Source organism: Enhydrobacter aerosaccus, from assembly GCF_900167455.1.
Taxonomy (GTDB): domain Bacteria; phylum Pseudomonadota; class Alphaproteobacteria; order Reyranellales; family Reyranellaceae; genus Reyranella; species Reyranella aerosaccus.
The window spans coordinates 17,640-41,629 of the sequence record NZ_FUWJ01000017.1 but is presented as its reverse complement, the minus strand read 5'-3'; the positions used below and the strand labels follow the sequence as shown (position 1 = coordinate 41,629).

Genomic DNA, 23,990 nt, shown 5'->3' with positions numbered 1-23,990 from the left:
CAGTGTCTTCCTGTCTTGACAGGCCGAGGGCGGCTCGGTCATTTACTAAACATTATGGTTAACTATCAGCCCGCCGCGCTCGACCGCACTTTCGCCGCTCTGGCCGATCCGACACGCCGTGCCCTCCTCGCCCGGCTCGACGAGGAGCCGGGTGCCAGCGTGAGTGAACTGGCGCGGCCCTTCCCCGTCTCTCTGCCCGCCATCATGAAGCATCTCGACGTGCTGTCCGATGCCGGGCTGATCGTCCGCACCAAGACCGGTCGCACCGTTTCCTGCCGGCTGAATCCGGCACCGATGGAGCAGGCGATGAACTGGCTCGCCCACTACGAGCGCTACTGGACCGAGCAACTCGACCGTCTCGCGGCATTCCTGGAGCAAGATCAATGGCCAGCGCCCCCAGCCTCGTCCTCAAGCGCCAGCTCAAGGCCCCGCCGGAAAAAGTCTACCAAGCGTGGACCCAGCCGGAGCAGATGATGCGATGGTGGGGCGTCACGCCCCACCCGAACAAACCCATTGCCGAGACCGATCTGCGCGTCGGCGGGCGGTTCCGCGTGCAATTCTGGGGCGCCAGCGGCGAACACCACAGCGTGAGCGGCGTCTATCGTGAGATCGAGCCCAACCGGAAGCTGGTTTTCACCTGGACATGGCAAAGCACGCCCGAGCGCGAATCACAGGTCACCATCGACATCAGGCCCTCGAGCGAGGGCAGCCTGCTCACGCTGACGCACGAACGGTTCTTCAACGAGAAGGTCCGTGACGATCACGGCGTGGGCTGGAACCATGCCCTCGACAATCTCGAGAAGGTGTTCGCATGAGCCTCGACTTCTATCGCCAGCCCGTCGATCTCAGCGATCCGGGAACACTCGGCGCGCTGTTCGACTCGATATCGTCCGGGCCGGCCGCCTGCGCCAAGGTCGTTCAGGGCCTGTTGATGCATGAACATGTCGCTCCCGCCTATGGGCTGGCGCTAACCGACAGCCAGCATGCCCAGGCCCATATCCGATCCGTTTCAGCCATGCTGGAAAGTATCGTGGAACATGATCCGCGGCCGCTGACCGAAGCGCGCGCCGTTTCGGCGCGGCAAATCGGAGTCTGCCGGCATTTCACATTGCTGCACGTCGCCATGCTGCGCCGCCAGGGTCTACCCGCCCGTGCCCGTTGCGGTTTCGGCGCCTATTTCCAACCGGGCAAGTTTATCGATCACTGGGTGACCGAATACTGGAACGCTCCGGAAAAGCGCTGGGCCATGGTCGACTCCCAGATGGACTCCGTCCAGCGCGAACTCTTCAAGCTCGCCTTCGATCCGCTCGACATCCCAAAGGGGGAGTTCCTGGTCGCCGGAGAAGCCTGGGCTCGCTGCCGTAGCGGCCAGGCCGATCCTGCGAATTTCGGCGTCCTCGATATGTATGGGTTGTGGTTCATCGCCAGCAACGTGATCCGCGACCTCGCCGCTCTCAACAACCGGGAGATGCTACCCTGGGACGGCTGGGGCGCCATGACGCCCGACGATGCCAGAATCGATCTCGCCTTCATCGACCGGCTGGCTGCGCTCAGCCGCGAGCCCGATGCACATTTCGCCGAATTGCGCGCCATCTACCGTGATGACCGCCGGGTCGCCGTGCCTTCGGTCGTCTTCAATCATGTCCTCAACCGACCGGAAGCCGCCTGAATGGCGCGTTCCACGGCAAACGGCCGGCCCCCAATACCACCCGCAGGCCGGAAATTCCGATTGTCCCGATCGAGCGGGATGGGTGTAAGCTCCGTGGCTTGCAGAGGAGGAAATCATGCCCGCTCTCTCGCTCGATCATTGGAATGTCTACTGCAAGGACCTCGAGGCCACCGTGCGTTTCTACGAACGCTATGTCGGCCTGTACAACGGCGACCGTCCCCCCTTCCCCTTCCCGGGCGCCTGGCTCTATGCCGGCGACAAGCCGATCCTGCATCTCGTGTCGGAGACCGGCCGGACAGACCATGGCGGCGGCGCGATCGACCATGTGGCGATCAACTGCTCCGACATCCGCGGCACGATCGACACCATCAAGAAGGACAAGGTGCCGTTCGAGGTCCGCAAGGTTCCCGCCCGCCCTCTGCAGCAGGTATTCCTTCACGATCCAGACGGCGTGATGATCGAGCTGAACTTCTGGAACGAGGATGACGTCGCCGAACTCGAAGGCTTCGATCCCATGACCAATAGAGCCGGAGCCCGGAAGGAAAAGGGACTGGCAACCGCCAAATAGAGATCGATCAGGCGGACATGATCAATCGAACGTGGGGGTGGCCTTCAGCCACTCCCAGTAGTCCGTCGGCAGAAGGTCGCGACCGGCCAGAAGATAATTGAGATAGGCGCGCGTCGGACGAAGACCCTCTCCCGTGAGAAGGGCGATATAAGTGATGGCCTGCACGGTCATACCGTTGTCGGCGCGGATGATCGGCACGATCCGACGTTCATAGTGACCGCCGGCCACACCTTCCCAGACGTCAAGCACATCGAAGCCTTCAGGTGGCAAGGCGTTCAGCGTGCCATGGACCGTCGATCCAGGGGCCGAGACGATGTTGCCGGCGCCCGATCCGACCGGGCTGCGAGCGCGCTTGTCGAAGGTGAGCCGCCAGCCCTCCAGCCGACCGCCGATACGGTCGTCAAGGACCACGCCCTTCGGCTTCAGCCGTTCGTCGACCAGCCGCGCCGGATCCATGTTCGAGCCGTAAGCGAAGTACCAGGCCAAGCCGTCGTTCAAGCAATCCTCCAAACGCGCACCGGAGCGCTGTAGCCCCGGATCGCCATCGGCCCGAGATCCGCTGCATCCGCTTGTCGTGCCTGCGTGACCAGTGCATCGGAGACCAGCAACCGGGCACCGGTATCCTTGGTCAACTGCTCGAGCCGCGCGGCGAGATTCACGGTATCGCCGATGACCGTATATTCCTTGCGCTCCGCCGATCCCACCGTCCCGGTAACGGCGTCACCGGAATGGATTCCGATGCCGACCTGCAGGGCCTGCATCGGCCGCCGCCTGTTCCAGGCGTCGAGCGCCTTCAGCATTTCGCGCCCGGCGGCCACGGCATGTGCTGCCGCATCTGGATCCGGAAGCGGAGCCCCGAACACAGCGAGGAATCCATCGCCCAGGAACTTGTTCACAATGCCGCCGTGACGATCGACGATGGCGACCATGTCGGCGAAGAAGTCGTTCAGCAGCGCCACCGTCTCGGCGGCGGGCCGCGTCCGGCTCATCGCCGTGAACCCGCGGATGTCGAGAAACAGCACGCAGACCGGTCGGATCTCGCTCGGCGGATCGGTATGCGATGCGAGCAGCCGATCGACGACGGCGGGTGAAACGTGCTGACCGAACAGGTTTGTGACCCGGTCGCGAGCCGCCGCCGCCGTGACTGAATCCTCGAATTGCCGGCGCAGGCTTTGCGCCACGATGCCGGCGACGATCCCGGCCAACAACAGCATCATGCTGCGGCTCAGGTGATAGTAGATCGTCGCGTCGGCACCGGTGCCGTCCGCGTCGAGAGGCAGCAACCAGTAGACGAGCGCCAGTTGCTCGATCGCCGCCACAGCCCCCGTCCAGAGCGACAGCCAGAAATCGAGCCGCAGCGTCGACAGTATGATGAACACGAAATAGAGAAGCGGCGGCCAGAAGCCGAACACCAGTTGCGGCTCCATGTGGCGCGACAGGACGAAGATCACGACGCCGGGCAAACTGGTTTCGACCAAGGCGTTGGCGAAGCGGCCGATCCGCGGAAAATCCTTGTCGGCGGCTATCCGCCAACGCATGACCCTCAAGGCGCCAAGTTCGAACAGGATGAAGGGGCCGAAGCCCGCGATTGGCGCCCAGACCGAGATGTCGTTGGAAAACAGTCGTTGACGCAGAGCCGGGAAGAACAGCGCGCCCGTCGCCGTGACGGCAAGGAGCACGGCGAGGATAATGGCGAGCGCCCGCATGCGCCGCTGCTCGCTGCGCAGGATCTCTTGCCGGAGGGCCTGCGAATAGGTGCCGGATACCGTGTTTGCCATCTTGGCGTGCACGCTACCCAGCACCTCGCCTGCCGTCGAGCCGGCACCTCCTGACCCCTGCCCGCCCGGAAAGAGACGTGCTAGGACAGCACCATGCAGTGGAAGGAGATCGCGCGGCGCCTACAGGGTCGTTTTGCAAATATCGCGCTCCGCATGCCGATCTCCTGGGTTCACCTCGTCGCCGGTCCGCCGGTCGTCGTCGACGGCCGCACGCTCGACAGCCGGACCCAATGGTTCCTGAAGCTCTTGGCGCTGAGCGGCCAACGCCCCCTGAGCATGCTGGGTGTCGCGAAAGCGCGAGCCGAAGTCGATACCTTCATGGCGGTCATGGGCGGTCGCGCCGCTCCGGTCGGCGAGATCGTCGATCGAATTATTCCGGCAGCGGCAGGCCCGCTGCGGCTTCGGCTCTATCGCCCCGCCGGTTCGGTCGCCCGCCTGCTGCCCACGATCCTGTTCTTCCACGGCGGCGGATTCGTGATCGGCAGCCTCGAGGGCTATGACCTCGCGTGCCGCTACTTCTGCGCCCGCTCCGGCTGCGCGGTCCTGGCCGTCGATTACCGGCTCGCGCCCGAGCACAAGTTCCCGGCGGGGATCGAGGATGGGCTGGCGGCGTTTCGCTGGCTGGCAGCCGAGGGTCCGACATGCGGACTGGATCCGGCCCGCATCATCCTGGCCGGGGAGTCGGCGGGCGGCACCATCGCCGCCGTGGTCGCCCAGGAGGTGCGCGGCGCGCCACAGATGCCATGCCTGCAGTGGCTCATCTATCCGGCTATGGACTTCGAGGAGGAACGGACCTCGCATGTGAGCTGCGGCTCGGGCTTCCTTCTCACGCGCCCCGACCTCGAATGGTTCCGCGATCTGTATCTGGATGGGCTGGGCCAGGTCTCCGATCCGCGGGTCTCGCCGCTGCGGGCCGGGGACCTGTCGGGCCTCCCTCCGGCGCTGGTCTTCACGGCAGGCTTCGACCCGCTTCGCGACGAGGGGCAGGCCTATGCCGACCGATTGACCGCGGCGGGGGTGCGCACGATCCATCGCGAATTCGATTCGCTGATCCACGGATTTGTCTGTATGCGTGGGGCGTTGCCGGCGGCGGCACGCGCCATGGATGATATGGTCGCAGGATTACGGCACGAACTCGCACGACTGGGACGTTGAGCATGAGCAACGAGGCGGCGATGACGAGGACGGTCCGGGAACGCTCCGGCCGCCGTGAGCAGAACAAGGCAGAGAACCGGGCCGCGCTCCTGAAAGCGGCGCGCTCGGTGTTCGCCGAAATAGGCTTCGGCGCCGCCGGCGTTCGCGACATCGTCCGGCGCACCGATCTCGCGTCCGGCACTTTCTACAATTACTTCAAGGACAAAGACGAAATCTTCGAAGCCGTCGTGGCCGAGATGAGTGTCGAAATCCTGCGGCGCCATCGCGAAGGCCGCGCCAAGGCGCGGACGGCGGAGGAATTTCTCCGCAATCACATCTCCGTCTACATGAAGTTCGTGGCCGAGGACCCCGAGATCCTGGCGTTCGGACGCCAGAACGTGACGCCGATCCGCATGCTGATGGAGAAGCCCAACTTGCGCGGCATGTCGCGCCAGCTGCACGACGATATCACGGCGGCGATCGCGCACGGCATCCTGCCGGATGTCGATATCCCCTATCTCGTGGGGGCGCTGGCCGGCGTGGTTTTCGAGATTTCCGTGGTCATGGTCGCCCGCGATCCGGTCAATCCCGCCGAGGCGATCGACTTCGCCACCCGGCTGATGATGGGCGGCCTCGACAACCTGCCGAGGCGGCGCCCGGATAGCTGACGGGCGTGGATCAGGCGCCCTTGACGATCGTGTTGCTCAGCACACCGATCTTCTCGATCTCGATTTCGCAGACATCGCCGGCCTTCAGCCACGGCTGAGGCTTGCGCGCCATCGCCACACCGGACGGCGTGCCGGTGATGATGACGTCGCCCGGTTCGAGCGTCATGACCTTGGACAGCTCATGCACCAGCGTCGGCACATCGAAGATGAGGTCGTCGGTGTTGCTGTCCTGCATGACCTTGCCGTTGACGCGGGTCATGATTCGCAGCGGCGCTCCGCCCGGCGGCAGCTCATCCGGCGTCACGATGTCCGGGCCAAATCCGCCGGTGCCGTCGAAATTCTTGCCGAGCGTGAATTGGCCGCCCGACTTGCGCTGCCAGTCGCGGACCGATCCATCATTGAAGCAGGCATAACCGCCGATCACCGACAGCGCCTTCTCCTTCGGCACATTGCGGCACTTCTTGCCGATCACCACAGCCAGCTCCGCTTCCCAGTCGAGTTGCGGCGAATGGCTCGGCACCGGCATCTTGCCCTTATGGGGGGTCAGGGTGTTGTTGAAGCGGCAGAAGACGACCGGGTATTCCGGGATCGGGCTGCCGGTTTCTTCAGCGTGTTTGCGGTAATTGAGTCCGATGCACAGGATCTTTCCGGGATTGGGAATCGGGGCCAGGTACTTGGCCGATTTCTCCGACACGGTGGCGCCGGCCTTCGGCTTGGCGCAGGACTTCAATACCGCCTGCTGCACTTTCTTCCCGCCCACGAGGATTTCGGCGACGGATTTCGGACCGCGCGGCATCTGCTTGCTGAGATCGATGACCTTGCCGTCCCCCAACTTGACGCCGACAGCCGGCTTGCCACCGCTCAGAATGGTGCACAGACGCATTGTTTCCCCCTCGAAGGTCCTGAATTCGGAGGCGGCTAACGTCCTCCGTCCCGATCATGCGGTCAAGTACGACACGTTTTGTTAGGTTCAAACATGCGCCTCCTCGTTTTCGCTGCCGTCGTGATGCTCTCCTGCCCCGTCTTCGCGCAGCCGATCGCCCCTCTCGCCATCGACGGCCGTGTCGCCTGCGTCCAGGGAATGACCGGCATCGGGCGCCCGCCAAGCTGGAAGGCGATTGCCGATCCCGATGCCCTGGGCGGCTGGGCGATCTCCGAGACCACCGGCGACACGACCGACCTGCATTTCCCTCTGTGCATTTCTACGCAGACCGAGGCGCTCGACATCGACGCCACCCTTCGCTTCAAGCCGATCTCCGGCACCGCCGCCCGTACGGCCGGCATCGTGCTCCGCGCCCAGAATGCCAACGACTACTATGTCGTCGCCGCCAACGCCCTCGACGGATCGGTCCGCCTCTACCGCATGCAAGGCGGTCGGCGAGCCCAGCTCGCCGTCAAGGACACGCCGATCGCCACCGGCCAGTGGCATGACCTGCGGGTTGTCCTCGTCGGTAACGATTTCCGGGTCTCGCTCGACAGGACCGAGCTGTTCAAAGCCACCGATCGCAGCCTGCCTCTGCCCGGGGCCGTCGGCGTCTGGAGCCAATCCGACAGCGTCGTCCGCTTCGGCTCGCTGGTGGTGGGCGCTCCTTCCTAGCCCTGTCCCGACCAGCCCTACTCCGGCATGAAGCTGAGCTTGATTGCCACCACCAGGCCGTTCACGGCGATGCTCGCGAGGATCAGCCCGAAGACCCGGCTGATGATCTCGACGCCGGACCGGCCCAGCAGGCGGAAGATCAGGCCGGACGCCGCGAACAGGACGAAGAAGCAGAGGAGGCAGAGAGCGAGAATTCCGGTCGTCTGGGCCTGCTCCGCCAAGGTCCGAGCCTTGTTGTCGGTGAGCAGCACCACGGTGAGGATCGCTCCGGCACCGGCGATCCCGGGGATGGCCAGAGGGTAGATCGCCCGTTCGAACAGGGTTGCATCGGGCGGCAGGTTGGCGATCTCCTTGGTCACCTTGCCGAGGACCATGTTGATGGCGAACAGCAACAGGATGATCGAGCCGGCGAGCTGAAAGGACGCCATCGGGATCTTGAGGGCTTCCAGCAGCGGGCGGCCGCCGGCGATGAAGAACAGCAGGACGAGGAAGGCCACGCACAGGGCGTAGGCGGCGACGGTTAGCCCCTGACGTCGCGGCAATCCCGCCGTGACGAACAGGAAAATCGGCACCGTCGCCACGGGATCGAGGATCACGAACAGCGTTACGAATTCATACAGGAAGTTGCTGCTGAAGGCCGTCCCCACGTTCTCTCCCTCCTCGTGATCTTGGTCCGCCGCCGACCGCTTACGATGATGGCTGCTGCCTCGCTCCGACCAGCAGGCCGGCGAGTTCGACGAATCCCGCGCCCGACCGGGCATCCGTCACCCAGCGAGGCAGATGCCGCATATCATCGGCAAAATCGCGCACGTTAGCGACGCCGACCGCGTTGGGAAAGAAGCCGAACATCGGCGAATCGTTGGGCGAGTCCCCGGCAAAGACGAAACGAGACGCATCGGCCGCAAGATCGATGCCAAACAGTTCCGACATCATTGTTCTGGTGGTCGTCAGCTTGTCGTAGTCGCCGAACCAGCCATTGACGTGGATGGAACTGACCTTGGCATGGGCGCCATACTTCTCGAAGATCGTCACGATGCGCTCGATCTCCCCCTTCGCCAGGGGAGGAACATCCTCGCAGAAATCGATGGCCAGATCGGCGATGCGGTAGGGCTGGTCCGAGGCGATGCCGGCGCCCGCGACCGTGCCGAGCACCTCCGCCCGCACCGCCTCCAGCCGTCGTCTCCCCTCGGCGCGTTCCGTCTCCGACTGGATGAAGCGGGTACGTAGCCTGCCGGCCTTGCGATCGTGCCACATCCAGAAGGCGCCGTTCTCGCCGATGACGGCATCGACCGGCCAGAAGCGGGCAATGTGATCGCACCAGCCGGCCGGTCTTCCCGTCACCGGGACAACGAGGAAGCCCGCTTCCTTCAGGCGCTCCAGCGCGGTGTAGGCAGCAGCCGTCAGATGCCCGCGCGTGGACAGGGTCTCGTCGATATCGGTCAGGACGCCACGCACCGCAGCAAGGATCGCACGCGGACAGGAAGCCAGGGGGGTCATGGCGGTACTTCTAACATGGCGTCGGCAGGCCATCGGGGCTAAAAGCGCGCCTATGATCCGCGCTCCTTTCGGCCGCACAGGGCGGTCCTCCGGGGCCCGGCCAACCGCTTCCGCCTCCCAGCCTGGGCAAATTCACAGCAATAGTTGACGACGATGCATCTCGAGACGCTCACCGCCATAAGCCCTATCGATGGCCGCTATCGTTCCACCGCCGAACCGCTAGCCGAGTATTTCAGCGAATACGCGCTCATGAAGATGCGCGTCGTCGTGGAGTGTGAATATCTCGTGGCGCTCTCGGAGACGAAGGGAGTCGGCATCCGTCCGCTCACCGCTGCCGAGAAGTCGATGCTTCGCGCGCTCCAGCAGATTTCGGTCGAAGATGCCCAGATCATCAAGAAGTTCGAACGCGAAGGCCATGCCGGCATCCCCGCCACGAACCACGACGTGAAGGCGGTCGAATACTTCATCAAGCTCAAGCTCAAGGGCTCGAGCCTTGTCGACGTGCTGGAATGGGTTCATTTCGCGCTCACCTCGGAGGATGTGAACAGCACCGCACACGCCCTCGCCCTGCGCGGCGCGCTCGAAACGGCGATGCTGCCCTCCCTGCGGAAGGTCCATGACGAGATCGTCGGCCTCGCCCGAACTCATGCCGACACGGCCATGCTCGCACGTACCCACGGCCAGAGCGCGACACCGACGACCTTCGGCAAGGAGATGAACGTCTTCGCCACCCGCCTCGAGAGGCAGGTCGGCAACTTGAAGAACAGCGTCGTCCTCATGAAGTGGGGTGGCCCGTCGGGCAACTACAACGCCCAGACGGTAGCCCTTCCGCAGGTCGACTGGCTGGCCTTCGCGCGTTCCTTTGCGGAGCGGCTGAATGCGGAGGGCGCGGCCAAGACCGATTTCGTGCGCCTCGCGCTCAACGAGGTAACGACCCAGATCGAGCCGCACGACACCTTCGCGGAGATGTTCGACAATCTCCGCCGCATCAACACGATCCTGCTCGATCTGTCTCAGGACATGTGGCGCTACATCTCGGACGGCTGGGTCACGCAAAGGCCGAAGGAGGGCGAGATCGGTTCGTCGGCCATGCCGCACAAGGTGAACCCGATCGATTTCGAGAACGCCGAAGGCAACTTCGGCATCGCCAATGCGCTGTTCGAGCACCTGTCGAGGAAGCTGCCGGTCTCACGCCTGCAGCGCGATCTCTCGGACTCCACGGTGGCACGCACCTTCGGCACGGCCTTCGCGCATTCGCTCATCGGCTATCACGCGCTCATGCGCGGCTTCAGCAAGATCAGCGTGAACGGACCGGCCCTGCGCGAGGCGCTCACGACGCACCCGGAAGTCCTCGCCGAAGCGATTCAGACCGTCCTGCGCGTGGCGGAAGTCGAGATGCCGTACGAAAAGCTGAAAGCGCTTACGCGCGGCAAGCAGGTCACGATGGAAGATTTCGCCACCTTCATCGACGGTCTCGACGTCGGCACGGAGACGAAGACCCGTCTCAAGGCCCTTCGTCCCGAGACCTACACGGGCCTCGCCGGCCTGCTGGCGAAGAAGTAGGGCGACGCGTCGGGCCCTGGCCCACCCGCAGCGGTCGGGCCCTGACGGGCCCGAGCGCCAGGAGATCAGCCCTTCACTTCAGTCTTGAGCTGGTTGATCGCCTCGGTGAGGAAGCGCTCGCCCTGACGGCGGACCGTGTGTTCCTCGACCGGCTTCCCGGCCGCGGCGAGATCGTGCATCAGCGTGTGGACCACGTCATGGTCGCCCGGCTTCTCGAAATCGGCCATGACGATGTCGCGGGCATAATTCTCGGCATCAGCCCCCGTCTTGCCCATCAGCCCCGCGGCCCACAGGCCCAGCAGCTTGTTCTTGCGCGCCCGAGCCTTGAACTGCAGCTCCTGGTCGTGCGTGAACCCCTGCTCGAAAGCCTTCTCGCGTCCGTCGAACGTCGTCATTTCAGCCGCTCCATCAGCCCCAGATTGCGGCGGGTTATAGCCATGGCCGCTCCGGCTTTCCACCCCGTGTTGACGGTGGCAAAGTCGCCGGCCTTTTGGAGGAAACGGACGAATGTCGCTGGAAAACCTGCGGAATTGGGTCGGAAGAAGCCAGTCAGCGGAAGATCTTATTGCCCCCTGGCCGGCTCGGGCGCTGATTGCCACCCTGGACGAGACGGATCCGCCGCCCCGCAACGGTGACCCACTGCCGCCTCTCTGGCACTGGCTCTACTTTCTCGACGCCGCCCCAAGATCGAAGCTCGGCAACGATGGCCATGCCGAGCGAGGGGACTTCCTGCCACCGGTTCCCCTGCCGCGCCGCATGTGGGCGGGCAGCCGCTTCCGCTTCGATGGAACACCGCTGGCGATCGGCGATACCGCTACGCGCAAATCCGAGATCAAGTCGGTCGAGCCCAAGACCGGCTCGACCGGGAACATGGTGTTCGTCACCGTGCTGCACACGATTTCCGGTCCGCGCGGTCACGCCTTCACCGAAGAACACGACATCGTCTATCGCGAAGCGCCCAAGGCCGGAGAACAGGCTCGTATTCCCAAGCCAGCACCAAGCGATGCGACGTGGTCGAAGACGATCATGGCCGATCCGGTTCTGCTGTTCCGCTTCTCGGCCCTGACCTTCAACGGCCATCGCATTCACTACGATCACCCTTACGTCACTGGGGTTGAAGGCTATCCCGGCCTGATCGTGCACGGACCGCTCCTAGGTATGCTTCAATTGGAGTTGGCACGCCGATCTAACTCAGTGAAGGTCCCGGCGAGCTTCGAGTTCCGTGCGCTGTCGCCGGTGTTTGCGGATGCACCGCTCACAGTCGGCGCCCGCCGCGAAGCCGATGGCTCCGTCACAACCTGGATCGCCAACGATAAAGGCGGTCTCTCCCAACAAGGAAAGGTCACGTTTAAATGAAGGAGCATGTCCATCACGCCGGCTGTGGCTGCGTCGCTCGCCTGTCGCGTCGCGGCCTTCTCGGTCTCGGCTTCGCCGGCGCGATCACCGCAGCGTTTCCTGTGCTCGCGCAGTATCCGAATTACGAAGCGATGTTGGTGAATTGCATCGATCCGCGTTTCACGACGAGCTCCTTCGTCTACATGGCCGCCAACGGCATGAAGGATCACTACAGCCAGTTCAGCATCGCGGGCGGCCCGATCGGCATCGTCGCACCGGCCTTCGCCGCCTGGCAGAAGACCTTCTGGGACAATCTCGACATCACGGTCCAGCTGCATCGGATCAGCCGCGTGGTGGCGCTCACCCACCGCGATTGCGGCGCCGCGTTCGTGGCCTATGGCGAGGCGTTGCGGACCGACAAGGCGCTGGAAACGGCCAAGCAGACCGAGGCTTTGCGGGCGTTCAAGGCCGGGGTCGGCCAGCGTTATCCCAATCTCGCGGTCAACATGGGGATCATGGCGCTCGACGGTACTGTCGAAGTCGTGACCTGAGCGCCAATGGTGTAGACTGGGCGCGTGCCCGACCAGTCCCTACCCGTCTCCACCGCTTCCATGGGCGCGCTAGAACGACAGCTCGCCGCGCAAAAGGCGCGGCGGCCGGCCGATCCGCTTCTCTCGCTCGTGGTCCCCGTATTCAACGAGGAAGAGTCGATCGACATCTTCCTGGAGCAGGTCGTGCCCCTGCTGGAGCGCGATCGGCTCCGGTTCGAGATCGTTTTCGTCAACGACGGCTCGCGCGACGAGACGCTCGCCCGGCTGTTCAATAGCAGCACCCGCGATCACCGTATCCGGATCGTCAACCTGTCGCGCAACTTCGGGAAGGAAGCGGCCCTCACGGCTGGGATCGATCATGCGCGCGGCGACGTGCTGATCCCCATGGATATCGACCTGCAGGATCCGCCGGAGCTGATCGAGCCCTTCATCGCCCGTTGGCGCGAGGGCTACGACATCGTCTACGGCGTGCGATCGGCTCGCACCTGGGATACGGCCGCCAAGCGCCTTTCGGCGAGCTGGTTCTATCGGGTGTTCAATTCCATGTCGCCGGTCCGGATCCCGGAGAATGTCGGCGACTTCCGCCTGGTCGACCGCCGCGCCATCGAGGTGCTGCGTCAGCTGCCCGAGCGCAATCGCTTCATGAAAGGACTGTTCGCCTGGGTTGGCTTCAACGCTGTCGGCGTACCGTATGAACGGCCGCAGCGCGCGGCCGGCTCCAGCAAGTTCAACCTCTGGCGGCTTTGGAACTTCGCCCTCGACGGCGTGGTCAGCTTCTCGACCGTCCCGTTGCGCGCCTGGTTCTATGTCGGCGTCGTGATCGCCACGGTCGCCGTGCTCTACGCCCTTTTCATCGTCACACGCGTCCTGATCTTCGGCATCGATACGCCAGGCTATGCCTCGCTGCTGATCGCGGTACTGCTGATGGGGGCGATCCAGCTTCTATCACTCGGCATCATCGGCGAGTATCTTGGCCGCCTGTTCCTCGAGGTCAAAGGTCGACCGATCTATGTCGTCGAGGGTGTCTACGAAGAGGGCGGGCCGCAACCGCGCCAGGACTGATGGATCTCAAGGAAGAGGATATCCTGGGCGATGATATCGCCCGCCATTGGTACTACCGATCCAAAGCCGCCGCCCTTCGGCAGGTCGTCAAAGGACTGAAGCCGCGGCGGATCCTGGATGTGGGTGCGGGATCCGGATTCTTTTCCCGCCATCTGCTGACCGAAGGGGGCGGCGAGAGCGCATTGTGCGTCGACGTCGGCTACGACCGAAACCGGGAAGAGACAGTGGCGGGCAAGCCCATGCTGTTTCGCCGCGACTGCGGTCCCACCGATTGCGACCTCGTCCTGATGATGGATGTGCTCGAGCATGTGAAGGACGACAGCGGCCTCGTTCGTCATTACGCGGCCAAGGTGCCGAGCGGCGCCCATTTCCTGGTGACTGTGCCCGCCTTCCAGTTCCTGTGGAGCGGCCACGACGTGTTCCTCGATCACTGCCGCCGCTATCGCCTGGGCGAAATCGAGGAGACGATGCGCAAGGCGGGACTGACCGTCGTGCGCGGCGCCTATTACTTCGGCTTCATCTTCCCGTTGGCCGCCGCCGTCCGCCTTGCCACGCGACACGACACGACGCCGAAAAGCAGCCTGACGAGGCACGGCGCCGTGACCAACGCCCTTCTGACGGCCGTCTGCAAGGCGGAGCTGCCGCTACTCCCGTTCAACCGGTTGGCGGGCCTGTCGGCCTTCGTGCTGGCGAGAAAGCCCTAGATCCACCACCGCAGGCGGAGCGATCAAGCCACCGTCGCCTTGCCGCCAATGCGGCGGCGCCGGGCATTGATCTCGCGCAGCACGACGAGCATCTCATCGGCGACGACGTCGCCGGGAATCCCCTCGCCTTCGGCCTTGAGCTCCTCCATGTCGACCCACACGCCATAGAGCGGCGCGGTGCGCTGGGTGATGATGCCGGCATGCAGCAGCGTCTTGATCAGCACCCGGAAGATGTTGGTGCCGTCCTTGAGCTGGGCGCGCCGATCCTCGTCGCTGAAGACCTCCTTCACCGCGTCGCGAACCCATTGCCAATCGAGCCCATACTTGGCGTAGATGACCTGCTTCTGCTCGGCGTTGATGAGGTTGAACAGCAGCATCTGGAACAGTTGCGCCGACCAGTCCTCGACCTTGCGATGCTCATCCGGGCTCAGATAGCGGATGGTCTTGGCGGCCCAGAGCCGGCCGAAGCGATGATGGAACGCCTCGTCGCTCATCACCAGCTGCACCAGCCGGCGCAGCACCGGATCGTTGGTCCTAGCGTTGAACGTCGCGAAGGAGCCCATTGCCAGCCCTTCGATCAGCATCTGCATGCCGACGATCTTCTTGTAGACCTCGCCGGTGCCGACGAGATCGCCCAGAACCGTGGCAATGGTCTTGCCGACCGGGAGGGGAGCGCCCCAGCGCTTGGCGATGTAGCGCGTGAAGCCGGTTACGTGCCGGGCCTCCTCGCGGGCCTGGTTGGCGGCATATTCCTGCGCACCGGGGTCCAGCAGCACATGGCACAGGCTGGCCGAGAGCGACAGCGCCCCCTGCTCGCCGTGAAGCAGGTTCGAGACCGACCAGTGGATGACGTCGTTCGCGAGCTGGATCTTCTGGCCCTCGTCCAGCCGGTCCGCCACCGCGCTTTTCAGCTCGATGACATTGTCCAGCGGCATGATCGGGATGCTCGCCATGTCGAACGGTTCATCGAAATCGATGTACTGCTTGTCGAGGGGGTCCCAGAAATGGTCGTGTGTGGCCGAAATGATGCCGTCGAAGGCGTCAGTCCGCCGTCCATAACGCGGCACTTCCAGCATCGCGGCAAAGTCGCCGGGGGCGACCGCGTCATAGGCCTTGTCGTAAGTGATTTGTTGGGCCATGTGGGGCCTCCCAATGCTAGTCAATATGACGGACACGTCACCTTTTTCAATGGATTTTTCCCCATCCCGGGCGCATGGGGTTTCCGCCATATTCCGGCCCAAGCGCGGGTGGCTGCGGCCGCCTGCACAGGAGTAACAGATGTCCCGCCGCCGCCGCATTTACGAGGGCAAGGCCAAGACCTTGTTCGAGGGGCCAGAGCCCGGGACGATCGTCCAGTACTTCAAGGACGACGCCACGGCCTTCAACAACCAGAAAAAAGGCACCATCACCGGGAAAGGGGTGATCAACAACCGGATCTCCGAGTTCCTGATGACCAAATTGGGGGAGATCGGGGTCCCGACCCACTTCATCCGCCGCCTGAACATGCGCGAGCAGCTCATCCGCCAGGTCGAGATCATTCCCCTGGAGGTCGTGGTCCGAAATGTCGCAGCCGGCTCGTTCGCCAAGCGTTTCGGCCTCGAGGAAGGCACCCAGCTGCCGCGCTCCATCATGGAATTCTTCTACAAGAACGACACGCTGGGCGATCCGATGGTGACGGAAGAGCATATCACCGCCTTCGGCTGGGCGAGCCCGCAGGATCTCGACGACATCGTGGCGCTCACGCTCCGGATCAACGACTTCCTGTTCGGCCTGTTCCTGGGCTGCGGGATCAAGCTGATCGACTTCAAGATCGAGTTCGGCCGCCTATATGAGGACGACATGGTCCGCATCGTGCTGGCCGACGAAATCAGCCCGGATTCGTGCCGGCTTTGGGATCTGAGGACCAACGAAAAGCTGGACAAGGATCGTTTCCGCCGCGACCTCGGCAAGGTCGAGGAGGCCTACCAGGAGGTGGCCCGGCGGCTCGGCATCCTGATCGATCAGGGCCCCGGCGACGTACGCGGGCCCACAACGCTGCAATAAAGAGGCGAGATGAAAGCCAGAGTCCACGTAACCCTCAAGAACGGTGTGCTCGACCCGCAGGGCAAGGCCATCGGTCACTCGCTGAACCGCCTCGGCTTTCCCGAGGTCGGCGACGTCCGCCAGGGCAAGTTCATCGAGCTGGAGCTGGCCGAAACCGACGCGGCGAAGGCCCGGGCCCGCCTCGACGAGATGTGCCGCAAGCTGCTGGCCAATACGGTGATCGAGAACTACTCGATCGAATTGGTGGGCTGATGGCCAAGCACCGCCTCGCCTGCAGCCCATCCTTCGAGACGCCGCGCTCCGCGCAGTTCCTCAGGATGAGGACGTTCCAGAACACACCTCACCCTGAGGAGCGGTCCGCAGGACCGCGTCTCGAAGGGTGGGCAACGGCTAAGGACTGCCTGCCATGAAAGCAGCAATCCTCGTCTTCCCCGGCTCCAATCGCGAGGGCGACGTCGCGCAGGCGCTCGAACTGGTGACGGGCCGCAAGCCGACCATGGTCTGGCACGGCGACGGCGACTTCGAAAAGACCGATCTGATCGTGGTGCCGGGCGGTTTCTCCTACGGCGACTATCTGCGCTGCGGCGCCATGGCGGCGCAGTCACCGGTCATGGCCGAGGTCAAGCGGCGCGCGGCGCAAGGCGTGCCGGTGCTGGGCATCTGCAACGGCTTCCAGATCGTCGCCGAGGCTGGCCTGCTGCCAGGCGTGCTGATGCGCAACGAGAACCTGAAATTCGTCTGCAGCGACGTCCATCTGAAGGTCGAGACGAGCCAGAGCCTGTTCACCAACCGCTATCAGGCGGGCCAGGTGATCAAGGTCCCCGTGGCCCACGCCGAGGGCAATTATTTCGCCGATGCCGAGACGCTGAAGCGGCTCGAGGATCGCGGCCAGATCGCCTTCCGCTACTGCAGTCCGGATGGCGCCGTCGACGGAACCGGCAACCCCAACGGCTCGATCAACAATATCGCCGGCATCTTCAACGAGACGAAGACGGTGTTGGGGCTGATGCCTCACCCCGAGAACGCCATCGAGCCGATGTTCGGCGGCACCGACGGCAAGGCGCTGTTCGAAGGCATCGTCGAAGCCCTTTCGTGAGTAAAATGTCGTGACGATCGCTGCTGAAAAGAACCCGCCGGTAAAGCTTCCCAACGAACCCCAGATCACGCCGCAGATCGTGGCCGAGCATGGCCTGGCGCCGGACGAATACGAGCGCCTGCTCAAGATCATGGGCCGCACGCCGACCATGGTGGAATTGGGCATCTTTTCGGCGATGTGGAGCGAGCACTGCTCCTACAAATCCTCCAAGGTGTGGCTGAAGAAGCTGCCGACCAAGGCGCCCTGGGTGATCCAGGGGCCGGGCGAGAATGCCGGTGTCATCGATATCGGCGACGGCCAGGCGGCTATCTTCAAGATGGAGAGCCACAACCACCCCTCTTACATCGAACCCTATCAGGGCGCGGCGACCGGCGTGGGTGGCATCCTGCGCGATGTGTTCACCATGGGCGCGCGGCCCATCGCCAATCTGAATGCGCTGCGCTTCGGCGATCCCAGCCATCCCAAGACGCGCCATCTGGTGTCCGGCGTCGTCGCGGGCATCGGCGGCTACGGCAATTGCATGGGCATCCCGACCGTCGGCGGCGAGACCAACTTCCATGCCGCCTACAACGGCAACATCCTGGTCAATGCCATGACCGTCGGCATCGCGCCGACGGACCGCATCTTCTATGCGGCGGCGGCAGGCGTCGGCAATCCGCTGGTCTATGTCGGCTCCAAGACCGGCCGCGATGGCATTCATGGCGCCACCATGTCGTCGACGGAATTCAGCGAGGACAGCGAGAGCAAGCGGCCGACCGTGCAGGTCGGCGACCCGTTCGTGGAGAAGCTGCTGCTCGAGGCCTGCCTGGAGCTGATGGCGACCGATGCCATTGTCGCCATCCAGGATATGGGCGCGGCCGGCCTCACTTCCTCCTCGTTCGAGATGGCGGCCAAGGGCGGCCTGGGCGTCATCGTCGAGCTCGACAAGGTACCGATGCGCGAGACCGGCATGAACCCCTACGAACTCATGCTGTCCGAGAGCCAGGAGCGCATGCTGATCGTGCTGAAGCCTGGCCGCGAAGAACTGGCCCGCAAGATCTTCGAGAAGTGGGAACTCGATTTCGCGGTCATCGGCCGCCTGACCGACACCGAGCGCATGGTGCTCACCTGGCATGGCGATGTGGTCGGCAATATCCCGATCCCGCCCCTGGTCACCGAGGCGCCGATGTACGAGCGGCCGTGGACCCTGACCCCGCTGCCGCCCGTCCTGGACGCCCGGCAGGTGCCGGCGCCGAAGGATTGGAATGCGTCCCTGCTTGCCCTGATGAGCTGCCCGGATCTCGCCAGCAAGGCCTGGATCTGGCACCAGTACGATCATCTGATCATGGGCAATACGGCGATCCGCCCGCAAGATGGCGATGCCGCCCTGGTCCGCGTCGCCGGCGGCCAGAAAGGGCTGGCCATGACGTCCGACTGTACCCCGCGCTATGTCCAGGCCCATCCCGAGACCGGCGGCCGACAGGCCGTCGCCGAGGCCTGGCGCAACATCACGGCCACCGGCGCCACGCCGCTCGCGGTGACCGACAACATGAACTTCGGCAATCCGCAGAAGCCCGAGATCATGGGGCAGTTCGCCGGTGCCATCATGGGCATGACCGAAGCCTGTTCCACCCTCGACTTCCCCGTCGTGTCGGGCAATGTCTCGCTCTACAACGAGACCGAGGGCCGACCGATCCTGCCGACGCCGACCATCGGCGCCGTCGGCGTGATCAAGGATATCAACAAGGCGGTGGGCTCACGCCTGACCCAGGATGGCCTCGGCATCGTCCTGGTTGGAGAGACCAAGGGTTGGCTCGGCCAGTCGCTCTATCTCCGTGAAGCCTGTAGCCGGGAGGAAGGCGCCCCCCCGCCAGTCGATCTTGCGATCGAGCGGCGCAATGGCGATTTCGTCCGCGCCCAGATCGACGCCGGCCGGGTTTCGGCCTGCCACGATCTCAGTGACGGCGGCTTGCTCGTCGGTCTGGCGGAGATGTGCATCGCCGGCGGTACTGGCGTGGACGTCACCCTGGCGCTCGGCGATGTGCCGTCGCACGCGTTTTTGTATGGCGAGGATCAAGCGCGCTATCTCATCGCTTCCGGCCGGCCACAGGAAGTGCTCTCGGCGGCCGAGTCGGCCGGGATCCCGGCAGTATTGCTGGGCTACTCCGGCGGTCCGTCGCTGATCGTGAAAGGTCTCGTGTCGCTGCCGATCGCCGACATAAGGGCGGCACACGAAGCATGGCTGCCGACCTATATGAACGCGGTCGAATAACAGAGGAAAATCAAGCAATGCCGATGGCAGCTGACGACATCGTCCGCCTGATCAAGCAGGGCATCCCCGACGCCGAGGTCGAGATCCAGGACCTGGCCGGAGATGGAGACCACTACGCTGCTACGGTCATTTCCCAGACCTTTGTCGGCAAATCCAAGGTGCAGCAGCACCAGATGGTCTACACGGCGCTGGGCGGCCGCATGGGCGGCGTTCTCCATGCCCTGAAGCTTACCACCATGGCGCAGCGCCCCTGACCGCCCTATATTTCCATCAAATCGGGACCCTTCTGCGTTTCAGGAGACAGACATGAGCGAACCCCAAGTGTTCGAGCGTATCCGCGGCGAGATCGCCAAGAACGACGTCCTGCTCTTCATGAAGGGCACGCCGGTCTTCCCGCAATGCGGCTTCTCGGCCGCTGTGGTCGACGTGCTGAGCACGCTCGGCGTCAAATTCCATGGCATCAACATCCTTGTCGACGACGACCTGCGGCAGGGCATCAAGGAATTCAGCCAGTGGCCGACCATTCCCCAGCTCTATGTGAAGGGTGAATTCGTCGGCGGCTGCGACATCGTGCGCGAGATGTACGAGACCGGCGAACTCGAGCAGCTCCTCAAGGACAAGGGCGTCGCTCTCGCGGACGCCGCGTAGCGCGGTCGCGATGAGCAGCGGGCGGTAGTGCTTCGCGCAGCGGAGCGCGGGAACCCGTCGCGTGAAGTCTTACAGAGTATCGAAGACGCGGCCTAGGCCGCGTCTTTTCTTTTCCGATTTCATGGGAGCGCGCCACTCCAGTGGCGCATCATGCGCATGAGCGCCACTCCGCGCGGGCAAGCCCGCGCTTTAGTGGCGCGCTCCTATGAGAAGGCGTAGGCCGCCATCGAAAGATTCCCCAGCGTGAAACTGCGGTGCAGCGCTTTGCCGTGTGCACCCGGTCCTGCAGCGCCAAAGGCAACATGCAGCGGCAGGAAGTGCTCGTCTGTGGGATGGGCCTCCTCCGCATAGGGGGCTAGCCGACGGTAATCGGCCAAAGCCCCTTCGTCGCCCTTCTCCAGAGTCTGCGCGAGCCAGTCGTCGAACTGTTTGGCCCAGGATTCCGGTGCTGGCGTAGCGCCCGGCTGTCCACGCACGAGGCGATGCAGATTGTGGGTGGCGCTGCCGCTGCCCATCACCAGCACGCCCTCGTCCCGCAGCGACGCAAGCTTGCGCCCCAACGCGATATGGTCGCCCGGCGAGCGATAGGGCTGTACCGAGAGTTGGAAGATCGGGATGTCGGCCTTGGGCCAGCCCAGCATGGCGGGCACCCAGGCGCCGTGATCGAGCCCATAAGCCGGATCGGCGACCGCCCCTGTCAGGGCAGCCACGCGTTCGGCAAGTTCCGGGGCGCCGGCGGCGTCGTAGTGCAAGCGATAAAGGGCCTCGGGAAATCCGTAGAAATCGTGAATCGTCTCCGGTCGGGCATTGGTCGAGACAGCCGGTCGCTCCGTCGTCCAGTGCGCGGAGACGGCGATGATCGCCTTGGGCCGCGGAAAGAGCTCGCCCAGCGTGGTGAGGAAGGCGCGCGCCGGGCGATCCTCGAGGATCAGGGTCGGCGCACCGTGCGACACGAAGACAGTAGGCATCGACATTGCTTTATTCCTCACAGCTCACATGGCAGTTTGTGTGCAATTAGCCGATAGGCCAATTGAAAGGACGTTAAATGATCTCTCTGCGCAGCAAATGGGCGCTGCTTCTGATCGCCATATGCGGATTTATAGGGCAGCCAGCGGCCGCTCAAACCACCCTGCGCATGGTCCCTCACGCCGACATCAAGGTCCTCGACCCGATCTGGACCACGGCGCTCATCACCCGCAACTTCGGTTACATGATCTACGACGTCCTGTTCGCCAAGGACGCCAACCTGAACATCCAGCCGGAAATGGCGGACCATTACACGGTCTCCGACGACAAGCTCACCTACACGATCGTGCTGCGTGACGGCCTGGTGTGGAGCGACGGCACGCCGGTCACCGCCGAGGATTGCGTCGCCTCGATCAAGCGCTGGGCCGCCCGCGATTCCTACGGCCAGCTGATGATGAAGGACACCGCCGAGATCAAGGTCATCGACGAAAAGACCTTCGCCATCGTGCTGAAGCGCGAATTCGGATTCGTGCTCGATGCGCTGAGCAAGGTGTCGTCCAATGTTCCGTTCATGATGCCGAAGCGCGTGGCAGAGACCGATCCGTTCAAGCAGATCACCGACTTCACCGGCTCCGGTCCTTTCATCTTCAAGCAGGACGAATGGAAGCCCGGCGACAAGCTGGTGTTCGTGAAGAACCCGAAATACAAGCCGCGCTCCGAGCCGCCCTCCATGCTGGCCGGCGGCAAGGTGGCCAAGGTCGACCGGGTCGAGTGGCTGGCCATGCCTGATCCCAGCACCGCCATGAACGCGCTGATCGCGGGCGAGATCGACCTGATCGAACTGCCGCCGCCCGACCTGTTCCCGGTGCTCAAGGCCGACAAGAACATCGAGGTCTACGGCTGGAACGCGCAGGGCAGCCAGATCATCATGCGATTCAACTGGCTTCAGCCGCCCTTCAACAACGTGAAGGCGCGCCAGGCCGCCATGTATGCCCTCGCCCAGGAGGACATGCTGCGCGCCCAGGTCGGCGATCCCGAGATCTACAAGGTCTGCAATGCGCCGTTCATTTGCGGCACGCAGTTCGGCAAGGAATACGGCGATCTGCTGATCAAGCCCAATCTTGCCAAGGCGCGCGAGCTCCTGAAGGAGTCCGGCTATGACGGCACGCCGATCGTGATGCTGCGCCAGACCGACCTGCAGTCGTCTAACAACCTGCAGCCGGTCGCCAAGCAGCAGCTCGAGAAGGCCGGCTTCAAGGTCGACATGATGGACATGGACTGGCAGAGCGTGGTCTCGCGCCGCGCCCGCAAGGAGCCGCCGGCGCAAGGTGGCTGGAACATCTTCTTCACCACCAACATCACGCTCGACTCCACTAACCCCGGCCCGCATTCCTACGCCGCCGGAAGCTGCGACAAGGCGTGGTTCGGATGGCCGTGCGACGCGGAGATGGAGAAGTTGCGTGACGCGTTCATCCACGAGACGGATCCCGCCAAGCAGAAGGCGCTCGGTGACGCCATCTCCGATCGCGTGATGGAGCTGGGCTTCTTCGTGCCGATCGGCGAGTACAAGGCCTTCGGCGCCTATCGCAAGGACCGCCTCGAAGGCTGGCTGCCGGGCCCCGTCGCGGTGGTCTGGAACATCAGCAAGAAGAAGTAGCGCGACGAGGGACACTGTCCTGCTCATCGAAGAAAGAGGGATCCTTCCGATGGAAGGATCCCTTTTTCATGTCCGCTCTCAGGCCGCCTTGGCGACCGGGGCGGTCGCCGTCCAGCGGGCGGCGGCCAGGGCGACACGCTTGCCCAGCTCGTTCATGGTCTTGAAGTCGCTGGGCGCAATGCCTTCGACGCCTTGGTCGGCGTTGGCCTGGGCCATAGCGCCGATGGAAGCGCCGGTGCGATTGAGATCCTCGATCGAGCCCTTCGAGTGGTTGTTGCCCGGCGGCAGGCCTAGTCCGACCCAGATCATCCCGTGCTGCGCCGCTAGGGTGACGAACTGGTAGAGCGTGTTATGCTTGTCGCCATTCCAGGAGGCCGAGCCGGTAAATCCTGCGGCAAGCTTGTCCTGCCACGTCCGGCTCATCCAGCGCTTGGACGTCCAATCCTTGAACTTGGCGAAGTCCGCGCTCACGCCGCCCATATAGGTGGGAGATCCGAAGATGATCGCGTCGGCAGCATCGAGCTCGGCCTCGCGCTGCTCGGCCTCGGCAACAGGAATGAGGCTGACCTTGGTGCCGGCCACCTGCTCGGCACCGGCCGCCACGGCCTCGGCCAGCGCTTTGGTATGGCCATAACCCGAGTGAAAAACGATCGCGACATTGCTCATAAGACGCTCCAATCCTTTGACATCCCGTAAAGAACGGTTCTTATGTTTCTTTACGGAATTTGATTACTCCAAGTGACTGGAAAGAATTAAGACGCGCACTATATCTTTGCCAGTAGGTACTAAATCGTAACCACGAGATTTTTCGATGATCGCAAACTCATCCCCTGACCATGGCAAGGAAAGCGGCGCCGTTTGTCCGATGGATTACATCCTGCGGATGCTGATGGGGCCGTGGACCACATACATCGTCTACAACTTGCGCACCTTCGGACCGCAGCGTTTCGGCGAGTTGAAGCGGCGGGTCGGCGGCATTTCCGCCAAGATGCTGACCGAACGGTTGCGCACGCTCGAGGGCGCCGGGCTGGTGCGGCGCGATTACGAGGCGACGATCCCGCCCAAGGTCACCTATTCCCTGACCAAGCGCGCTCATGAACTCGACGAGGCGCTCGACAAGCTGGCCCAGGTGGCGATTCGGTGGCAGGCCGAGGACGCGGCAGCCCGCACTCTCAAAGCCGCCGAATAGGAAGCGCGACCGTC

Annotated in this window: 29 protein-coding genes; 20 read left to right on the top strand and 9 right to left on the bottom strand. The window is 63.8% G+C overall.

Going from position 1 to position 23,990, the window contains the following annotated elements; translation table 11 throughout:
- The first annotated feature begins 54 nt into the window (after positions 1 to 54).
- The 4 genes from B5D62_RS30770 to B5D62_RS30755 all read left to right on the top strand — a co-directional run bounded on the left by B5D62_RS30770 (position 55) and on the right by B5D62_RS30755 (position 2,237).
- Positions 55 to 474 (top strand): ArsR/SmtB family transcription factor, encoded by a 420-nt coding sequence (locus B5D62_RS30770; RefSeq protein ID WP_085937922.1) that lies wholly within the window; start codon positions 55 to 57, stop codon positions 472 to 474.
- Positions 471 to 815 carry an SRPBCC family protein gene (locus B5D62_RS30765; protein WP_231715001.1) on the top strand — a complete coding sequence of 115 codons (345 nt, stop codon included), beginning with the start codon at positions 471 to 473 and terminating at the stop codon, positions 813 to 815. Before B5D62_RS30770 ends, B5D62_RS30765 begins: the two co-directional genes overlap by 4 nt.
- Positions 812 to 1,669, top strand: coding sequence for a transglutaminase domain-containing protein (locus B5D62_RS30760; RefSeq protein ID WP_085937920.1), 858 nt, complete (start codon positions 812 to 814; stop codon positions 1,667 to 1,669). The genes B5D62_RS30765 and B5D62_RS30760 overlap by 4 nt, the downstream gene beginning before the upstream one ends.
- Positions 1,670 to 1,784: 115 nt before the next feature.
- On the top strand, positions 1,785 to 2,237 hold the full coding sequence (locus B5D62_RS30755; protein WP_085937919.1) for a VOC family protein: 453 nt from the start codon (positions 1,785 to 1,787) through the stop codon (positions 2,235 to 2,237).
- A gap of 21 nt (positions 2,238 to 2,258) precedes the next feature.
- On the opposite strand, the gene B5D62_RS30750 is transcribed toward B5D62_RS30755, so the two are convergent.
- Both B5D62_RS30750 and B5D62_RS30745 read right to left on the bottom strand, forming a co-directional pair.
- Positions 2,259 to 2,735 (bottom strand): gamma-glutamylcyclotransferase family protein, encoded by a 477-nt coding sequence (locus tag B5D62_RS30750; protein WP_085937918.1) that lies wholly within the window; start codon positions 2,733 to 2,735, stop codon positions 2,259 to 2,261.
- Entirely contained in the window at positions 2,732 to 4,015 is a 1,284-nt protein-coding gene (locus tag B5D62_RS30745; RefSeq protein ID WP_139374185.1) for an adenylate/guanylate cyclase domain-containing protein, read from the bottom strand. Before B5D62_RS30745 ends, B5D62_RS30750 begins: the two co-directional genes overlap by 4 nt.
- Positions 4,016 to 4,108: 93 nt before the next feature.
- Here B5D62_RS30745 and B5D62_RS30740 point away from each other — a divergent pair, with 93 nt between their 5' ends.
- Positions 4,109 to 5,170 carry an alpha/beta hydrolase gene (locus tag B5D62_RS30740; protein ID WP_085937916.1) on the top strand — a complete coding sequence of 354 codons (1,062 nt, stop codon included), beginning with the start codon at positions 4,109 to 4,111 and terminating at the stop codon, positions 5,168 to 5,170.
- 20 nt (positions 5,171 to 5,190) lie between these two features.
- Entirely contained in the window at positions 5,191 to 5,817 is a 627-nt protein-coding gene (locus tag B5D62_RS30735; RefSeq protein WP_170921237.1) for a TetR/AcrR family transcriptional regulator, read from the top strand.
- Between the two features lie 10 nt (positions 5,818 to 5,827).
- Here B5D62_RS30735 and B5D62_RS30730 read toward each other — a convergent pair whose 3' ends face one another.
- On the bottom strand, positions 5,828 to 6,700 hold the full coding sequence (locus tag B5D62_RS30730) for a fumarylacetoacetate hydrolase family protein (RefSeq protein WP_085937914.1): 873 nt from the start codon (positions 6,698 to 6,700) through the stop codon (positions 5,828 to 5,830).
- A 93-nt stretch (positions 6,701 to 6,793) separates the two neighbouring features.
- Here B5D62_RS30730 and B5D62_RS30725 point away from each other — a divergent pair, with 93 nt between their 5' ends.
- Positions 6,794 to 7,414: a LamG domain-containing protein gene (locus tag B5D62_RS30725; RefSeq protein WP_085937913.1), complete on the top strand. Its 621-nt coding sequence runs from the start codon at positions 6,794 to 6,796 to the stop codon at positions 7,412 to 7,414.
- 17 nt (positions 7,415 to 7,431) lie between these two features.
- On the opposite strand, the gene B5D62_RS30720 is transcribed toward B5D62_RS30725, so the two are convergent.
- Entirely contained in the window at positions 7,432 to 8,061 is a 630-nt protein-coding gene (locus B5D62_RS30720; RefSeq protein ID WP_170921236.1) for a MarC family protein, read from the bottom strand.
- A 40-nt stretch (positions 8,062 to 8,101) separates the two neighbouring features.
- Positions 8,102 to 8,911: an HAD-IIB family hydrolase gene (locus B5D62_RS30715; RefSeq protein ID WP_085937911.1), complete on the bottom strand. Its 810-nt coding sequence runs from the start codon at positions 8,909 to 8,911 to the stop codon at positions 8,102 to 8,104.
- Positions 8,912 to 9,064: 153 nt separating this feature from the next.
- Between B5D62_RS30715 and purB the strand changes: the two genes are divergently transcribed.
- The gene (gene purB / locus B5D62_RS30710; RefSeq protein ID WP_085937910.1) at positions 9,065 to 10,474 is read left to right on the top strand and encodes an adenylosuccinate lyase; all 1,410 of its coding nucleotides are present in this window, start codon (positions 9,065 to 9,067) and stop codon (positions 10,472 to 10,474) included.
- A 65-nt stretch (positions 10,475 to 10,539) separates the two neighbouring features.
- Here the strand turns inward: purB and B5D62_RS30705 are convergent, their stop codons facing one another.
- A complete protein-coding gene (locus B5D62_RS30705; RefSeq protein WP_085937909.1) occupies positions 10,540 to 10,869 on the bottom strand; it encodes a DUF1476 domain-containing protein in 330 nt (109 codons plus the stop codon).
- Between the two features lie 112 nt (positions 10,870 to 10,981).
- On the opposite strand from B5D62_RS30705, the gene B5D62_RS30700 reads away from it, so the two are divergent.
- Genes B5D62_RS30700 through B5D62_RS30685 form a run of 4 tightly spaced genes read left to right on the top strand, consistent with a single transcriptional unit; the run spans position 10,982 to position 14,126 of the window.
- Positions 10,982 to 11,830 carry an HTD2 family dehydratase gene (locus B5D62_RS30700; protein WP_085937908.1) on the top strand — a complete coding sequence of 283 codons (849 nt, stop codon included), beginning with the start codon at positions 10,982 to 10,984 and terminating at the stop codon, positions 11,828 to 11,830.
- Positions 11,827 to 12,360 (top strand): carbonic anhydrase, encoded by a 534-nt coding sequence (locus B5D62_RS30695; protein WP_085937907.1) that lies wholly within the window; start codon positions 11,827 to 11,829, stop codon positions 12,358 to 12,360. The genes B5D62_RS30700 and B5D62_RS30695 overlap by 4 nt, the downstream gene beginning before the upstream one ends.
- Before the next feature lie 24 nt (positions 12,361 to 12,384).
- Entirely contained in the window at positions 12,385 to 13,422 is a 1,038-nt protein-coding gene (locus B5D62_RS30690; protein ID WP_231715000.1) for a glycosyltransferase family 2 protein, read from the top strand.
- Positions 13,422 to 14,126: a class I SAM-dependent methyltransferase gene (locus B5D62_RS30685; protein WP_085937905.1), complete on the top strand. Its 705-nt coding sequence runs from the start codon at positions 13,422 to 13,424 to the stop codon at positions 14,124 to 14,126. The genes B5D62_RS30690 and B5D62_RS30685 overlap by 1 nt, the downstream gene beginning before the upstream one ends.
- Positions 14,127 to 14,149: 23 nt before the next feature.
- Here the strand turns inward: B5D62_RS30685 and B5D62_RS30680 are convergent, their stop codons facing one another.
- A complete protein-coding gene (locus B5D62_RS30680; protein WP_085937904.1) occupies positions 14,150 to 15,265 on the bottom strand; it encodes a ferritin-like domain-containing protein in 1,116 nt (371 codons plus the stop codon).
- Between the two features lie 139 nt (positions 15,266 to 15,404).
- Here B5D62_RS30680 and purC point away from each other — a divergent pair, with 139 nt between their 5' ends.
- From purC to grxD, 6 genes are all read left to right on the top strand, one after another.
- Entirely contained in the window at positions 15,405 to 16,169 is a 765-nt protein-coding gene (purC, locus tag B5D62_RS30675; protein WP_085937903.1) for a phosphoribosylaminoimidazolesuccinocarboxamide synthase, read from the top strand.
- A 9-nt stretch (positions 16,170 to 16,178) separates the two neighbouring features.
- Positions 16,179 to 16,421: a phosphoribosylformylglycinamidine synthase subunit PurS gene (gene purS, locus B5D62_RS30670; RefSeq protein WP_085937902.1), complete on the top strand. Its 243-nt coding sequence runs from the start codon at positions 16,179 to 16,181 to the stop codon at positions 16,419 to 16,421.
- A 154-nt stretch (positions 16,422 to 16,575) separates the two neighbouring features.
- Positions 16,576 to 17,265, top strand: a complete 690-nt coding sequence (purQ, locus tag B5D62_RS30665; RefSeq protein WP_085937901.1) for a phosphoribosylformylglycinamidine synthase subunit PurQ — start codon at positions 16,576 to 16,578, stop codon at positions 17,263 to 17,265.
- A 10-nt stretch (positions 17,266 to 17,275) separates the two neighbouring features.
- A complete protein-coding gene (gene purL, locus B5D62_RS30660) occupies positions 17,276 to 19,516 on the top strand; it encodes a phosphoribosylformylglycinamidine synthase subunit PurL (RefSeq protein WP_085937900.1) in 2,241 nt (746 codons plus the stop codon).
- Positions 19,517 to 19,533: 17 nt separating this feature from the next.
- Positions 19,534 to 19,770 carry a BolA/IbaG family iron-sulfur metabolism protein gene (locus tag B5D62_RS30655; protein ID WP_085937899.1) on the top strand — a complete coding sequence of 79 codons (237 nt, stop codon included), beginning with the start codon at positions 19,534 to 19,536 and terminating at the stop codon, positions 19,768 to 19,770.
- Between the two features lie 52 nt (positions 19,771 to 19,822).
- Entirely contained in the window at positions 19,823 to 20,164 is a 342-nt protein-coding gene (gene grxD, locus B5D62_RS30650; RefSeq protein ID WP_085937898.1) for a Grx4 family monothiol glutaredoxin, read from the top strand.
- A gap of 203 nt (positions 20,165 to 20,367) precedes the next feature.
- Here grxD and B5D62_RS30645 read toward each other — a convergent pair whose 3' ends face one another.
- Entirely contained in the window at positions 20,368 to 21,138 is a 771-nt protein-coding gene (locus tag B5D62_RS30645; RefSeq protein ID WP_085937897.1) for a DODA-type extradiol aromatic ring-opening family dioxygenase, read from the bottom strand.
- Positions 21,139 to 21,209: 71 nt separating this feature from the next.
- Here B5D62_RS30645 and B5D62_RS30640 point away from each other — a divergent pair, with 71 nt between their 5' ends.
- Complete coding sequence (locus tag B5D62_RS30640; RefSeq protein WP_085937896.1) at positions 21,210 to 22,787, top strand: ABC transporter substrate-binding protein; 1,578 nt, start codon at positions 21,210 to 21,212, stop codon at positions 22,785 to 22,787.
- A gap of 78 nt (positions 22,788 to 22,865) precedes the next feature.
- Here B5D62_RS30640 and B5D62_RS30635 read toward each other — a convergent pair whose 3' ends face one another.
- Positions 22,866 to 23,453, bottom strand: coding sequence for a flavodoxin family protein (locus B5D62_RS30635; protein ID WP_085937895.1), 588 nt, complete (start codon positions 23,451 to 23,453; stop codon positions 22,866 to 22,868).
- Between the two features lie 145 nt (positions 23,454 to 23,598).
- Here B5D62_RS30635 and B5D62_RS30630 point away from each other — a divergent pair, with 145 nt between their 5' ends.
- A complete protein-coding gene (locus B5D62_RS30630; protein ID WP_218191390.1) occupies positions 23,599 to 23,976 on the top strand; it encodes a winged helix-turn-helix transcriptional regulator in 378 nt (125 codons plus the stop codon).
- Positions 23,977 to 23,990: the final 14 nt, after the last annotated feature.

Bases quoted from the DNA above. Each gene is read 5' to 3' on its own strand.
- B5D62_RS30770 (WP_085937922.1), top strand. From the start codon at position 55: ATGGTTAACTATCAGCCCGCCGCGCTCGACCGCACTTTCGCCGCTCTG.
- B5D62_RS30765 (WP_231715001.1), top strand. From the start codon at position 471: ATGATGCGATGGTGGGGCGTCACGCCCCACCCGAACAAACCCATTGCC.
- B5D62_RS30760 (WP_085937920.1), top strand. From the start codon at position 812: ATGAGCCTCGACTTCTATCGCCAGCCCGTCGATCTCAGCGATCCGGGA.
- B5D62_RS30755 (WP_085937919.1), top strand. From the start codon at position 1,785: ATGCCCGCTCTCTCGCTCGATCATTGGAATGTCTACTGCAAGGACCTC.
- B5D62_RS30745 (WP_139374185.1), bottom strand. From the start codon at position 4,015: ATGGCAAACACGGTATCCGGCACCTATTCGCAGGCCCTCCGGCAAGAG.
- B5D62_RS30740 (WP_085937916.1), top strand. From the start codon at position 4,109: ATGCAGTGGAAGGAGATCGCGCGGCGCCTACAGGGTCGTTTTGCAAAT.
- B5D62_RS30735 (WP_170921237.1), top strand. From the start codon at position 5,191: ATGACGAGGACGGTCCGGGAACGCTCCGGCCGCCGTGAGCAGAACAAG.
- B5D62_RS30730 (WP_085937914.1), bottom strand. From the start codon at position 6,700: ATGCGTCTGTGCACCATTCTGAGCGGTGGCAAGCCGGCTGTCGGCGTC.
- B5D62_RS30725 (WP_085937913.1), top strand. From the start codon at position 6,794: ATGCGCCTCCTCGTTTTCGCTGCCGTCGTGATGCTCTCCTGCCCCGTC.
- B5D62_RS30715 (WP_085937911.1), bottom strand. From the start codon at position 8,911: ATGACCCCCCTGGCTTCCTGTCCGCGTGCGATCCTTGCTGCGGTGCGT.
- purB (WP_085937910.1), top strand. From the start codon at position 9,065: ATGCATCTCGAGACGCTCACCGCCATAAGCCCTATCGATGGCCGCTAT.
- B5D62_RS30705 (WP_085937909.1), bottom strand. From the start codon at position 10,869: ATGACGACGTTCGACGGACGCGAGAAGGCTTTCGAGCAGGGGTTCACG.
- B5D62_RS30700 (WP_085937908.1), top strand. From the start codon at position 10,982: ATGTCGCTGGAAAACCTGCGGAATTGGGTCGGAAGAAGCCAGTCAGCG.
- B5D62_RS30695 (WP_085937907.1), top strand. From the start codon at position 11,827: ATGAAGGAGCATGTCCATCACGCCGGCTGTGGCTGCGTCGCTCGCCTG.
- B5D62_RS30685 (WP_085937905.1), top strand. From the start codon at position 13,422: ATGGATCTCAAGGAAGAGGATATCCTGGGCGATGATATCGCCCGCCAT.
- B5D62_RS30680 (WP_085937904.1), bottom strand. From the start codon at position 15,265: ATGGCCCAACAAATCACTTACGACAAGGCCTATGACGCGGTCGCCCCC.
- purC (WP_085937903.1), top strand. From the start codon at position 15,405: ATGTCCCGCCGCCGCCGCATTTACGAGGGCAAGGCCAAGACCTTGTTC.
- purS (WP_085937902.1), top strand. From the start codon at position 16,179: ATGAAAGCCAGAGTCCACGTAACCCTCAAGAACGGTGTGCTCGACCCG.
- purQ (WP_085937901.1), top strand. From the start codon at position 16,576: ATGAAAGCAGCAATCCTCGTCTTCCCCGGCTCCAATCGCGAGGGCGAC.
- B5D62_RS30655 (WP_085937899.1), top strand. From the start codon at position 19,534: ATGCCGATGGCAGCTGACGACATCGTCCGCCTGATCAAGCAGGGCATC.
- grxD (WP_085937898.1), top strand. From the start codon at position 19,823: ATGAGCGAACCCCAAGTGTTCGAGCGTATCCGCGGCGAGATCGCCAAG.
- B5D62_RS30645 (WP_085937897.1), bottom strand. From the start codon at position 21,138: ATGTCGATGCCTACTGTCTTCGTGTCGCACGGTGCGCCGACCCTGATC.
- B5D62_RS30640 (WP_085937896.1), top strand. From the start codon at position 21,210: ATGATCTCTCTGCGCAGCAAATGGGCGCTGCTTCTGATCGCCATATGC.
- B5D62_RS30635 (WP_085937895.1), bottom strand. From the start codon at position 23,453: ATGAGCAATGTCGCGATCGTTTTTCACTCGGGTTATGGCCATACCAAA.
- B5D62_RS30630 (WP_218191390.1), top strand. From the start codon at position 23,599: ATGATCGCAAACTCATCCCCTGACCATGGCAAGGAAAGCGGCGCCGTT.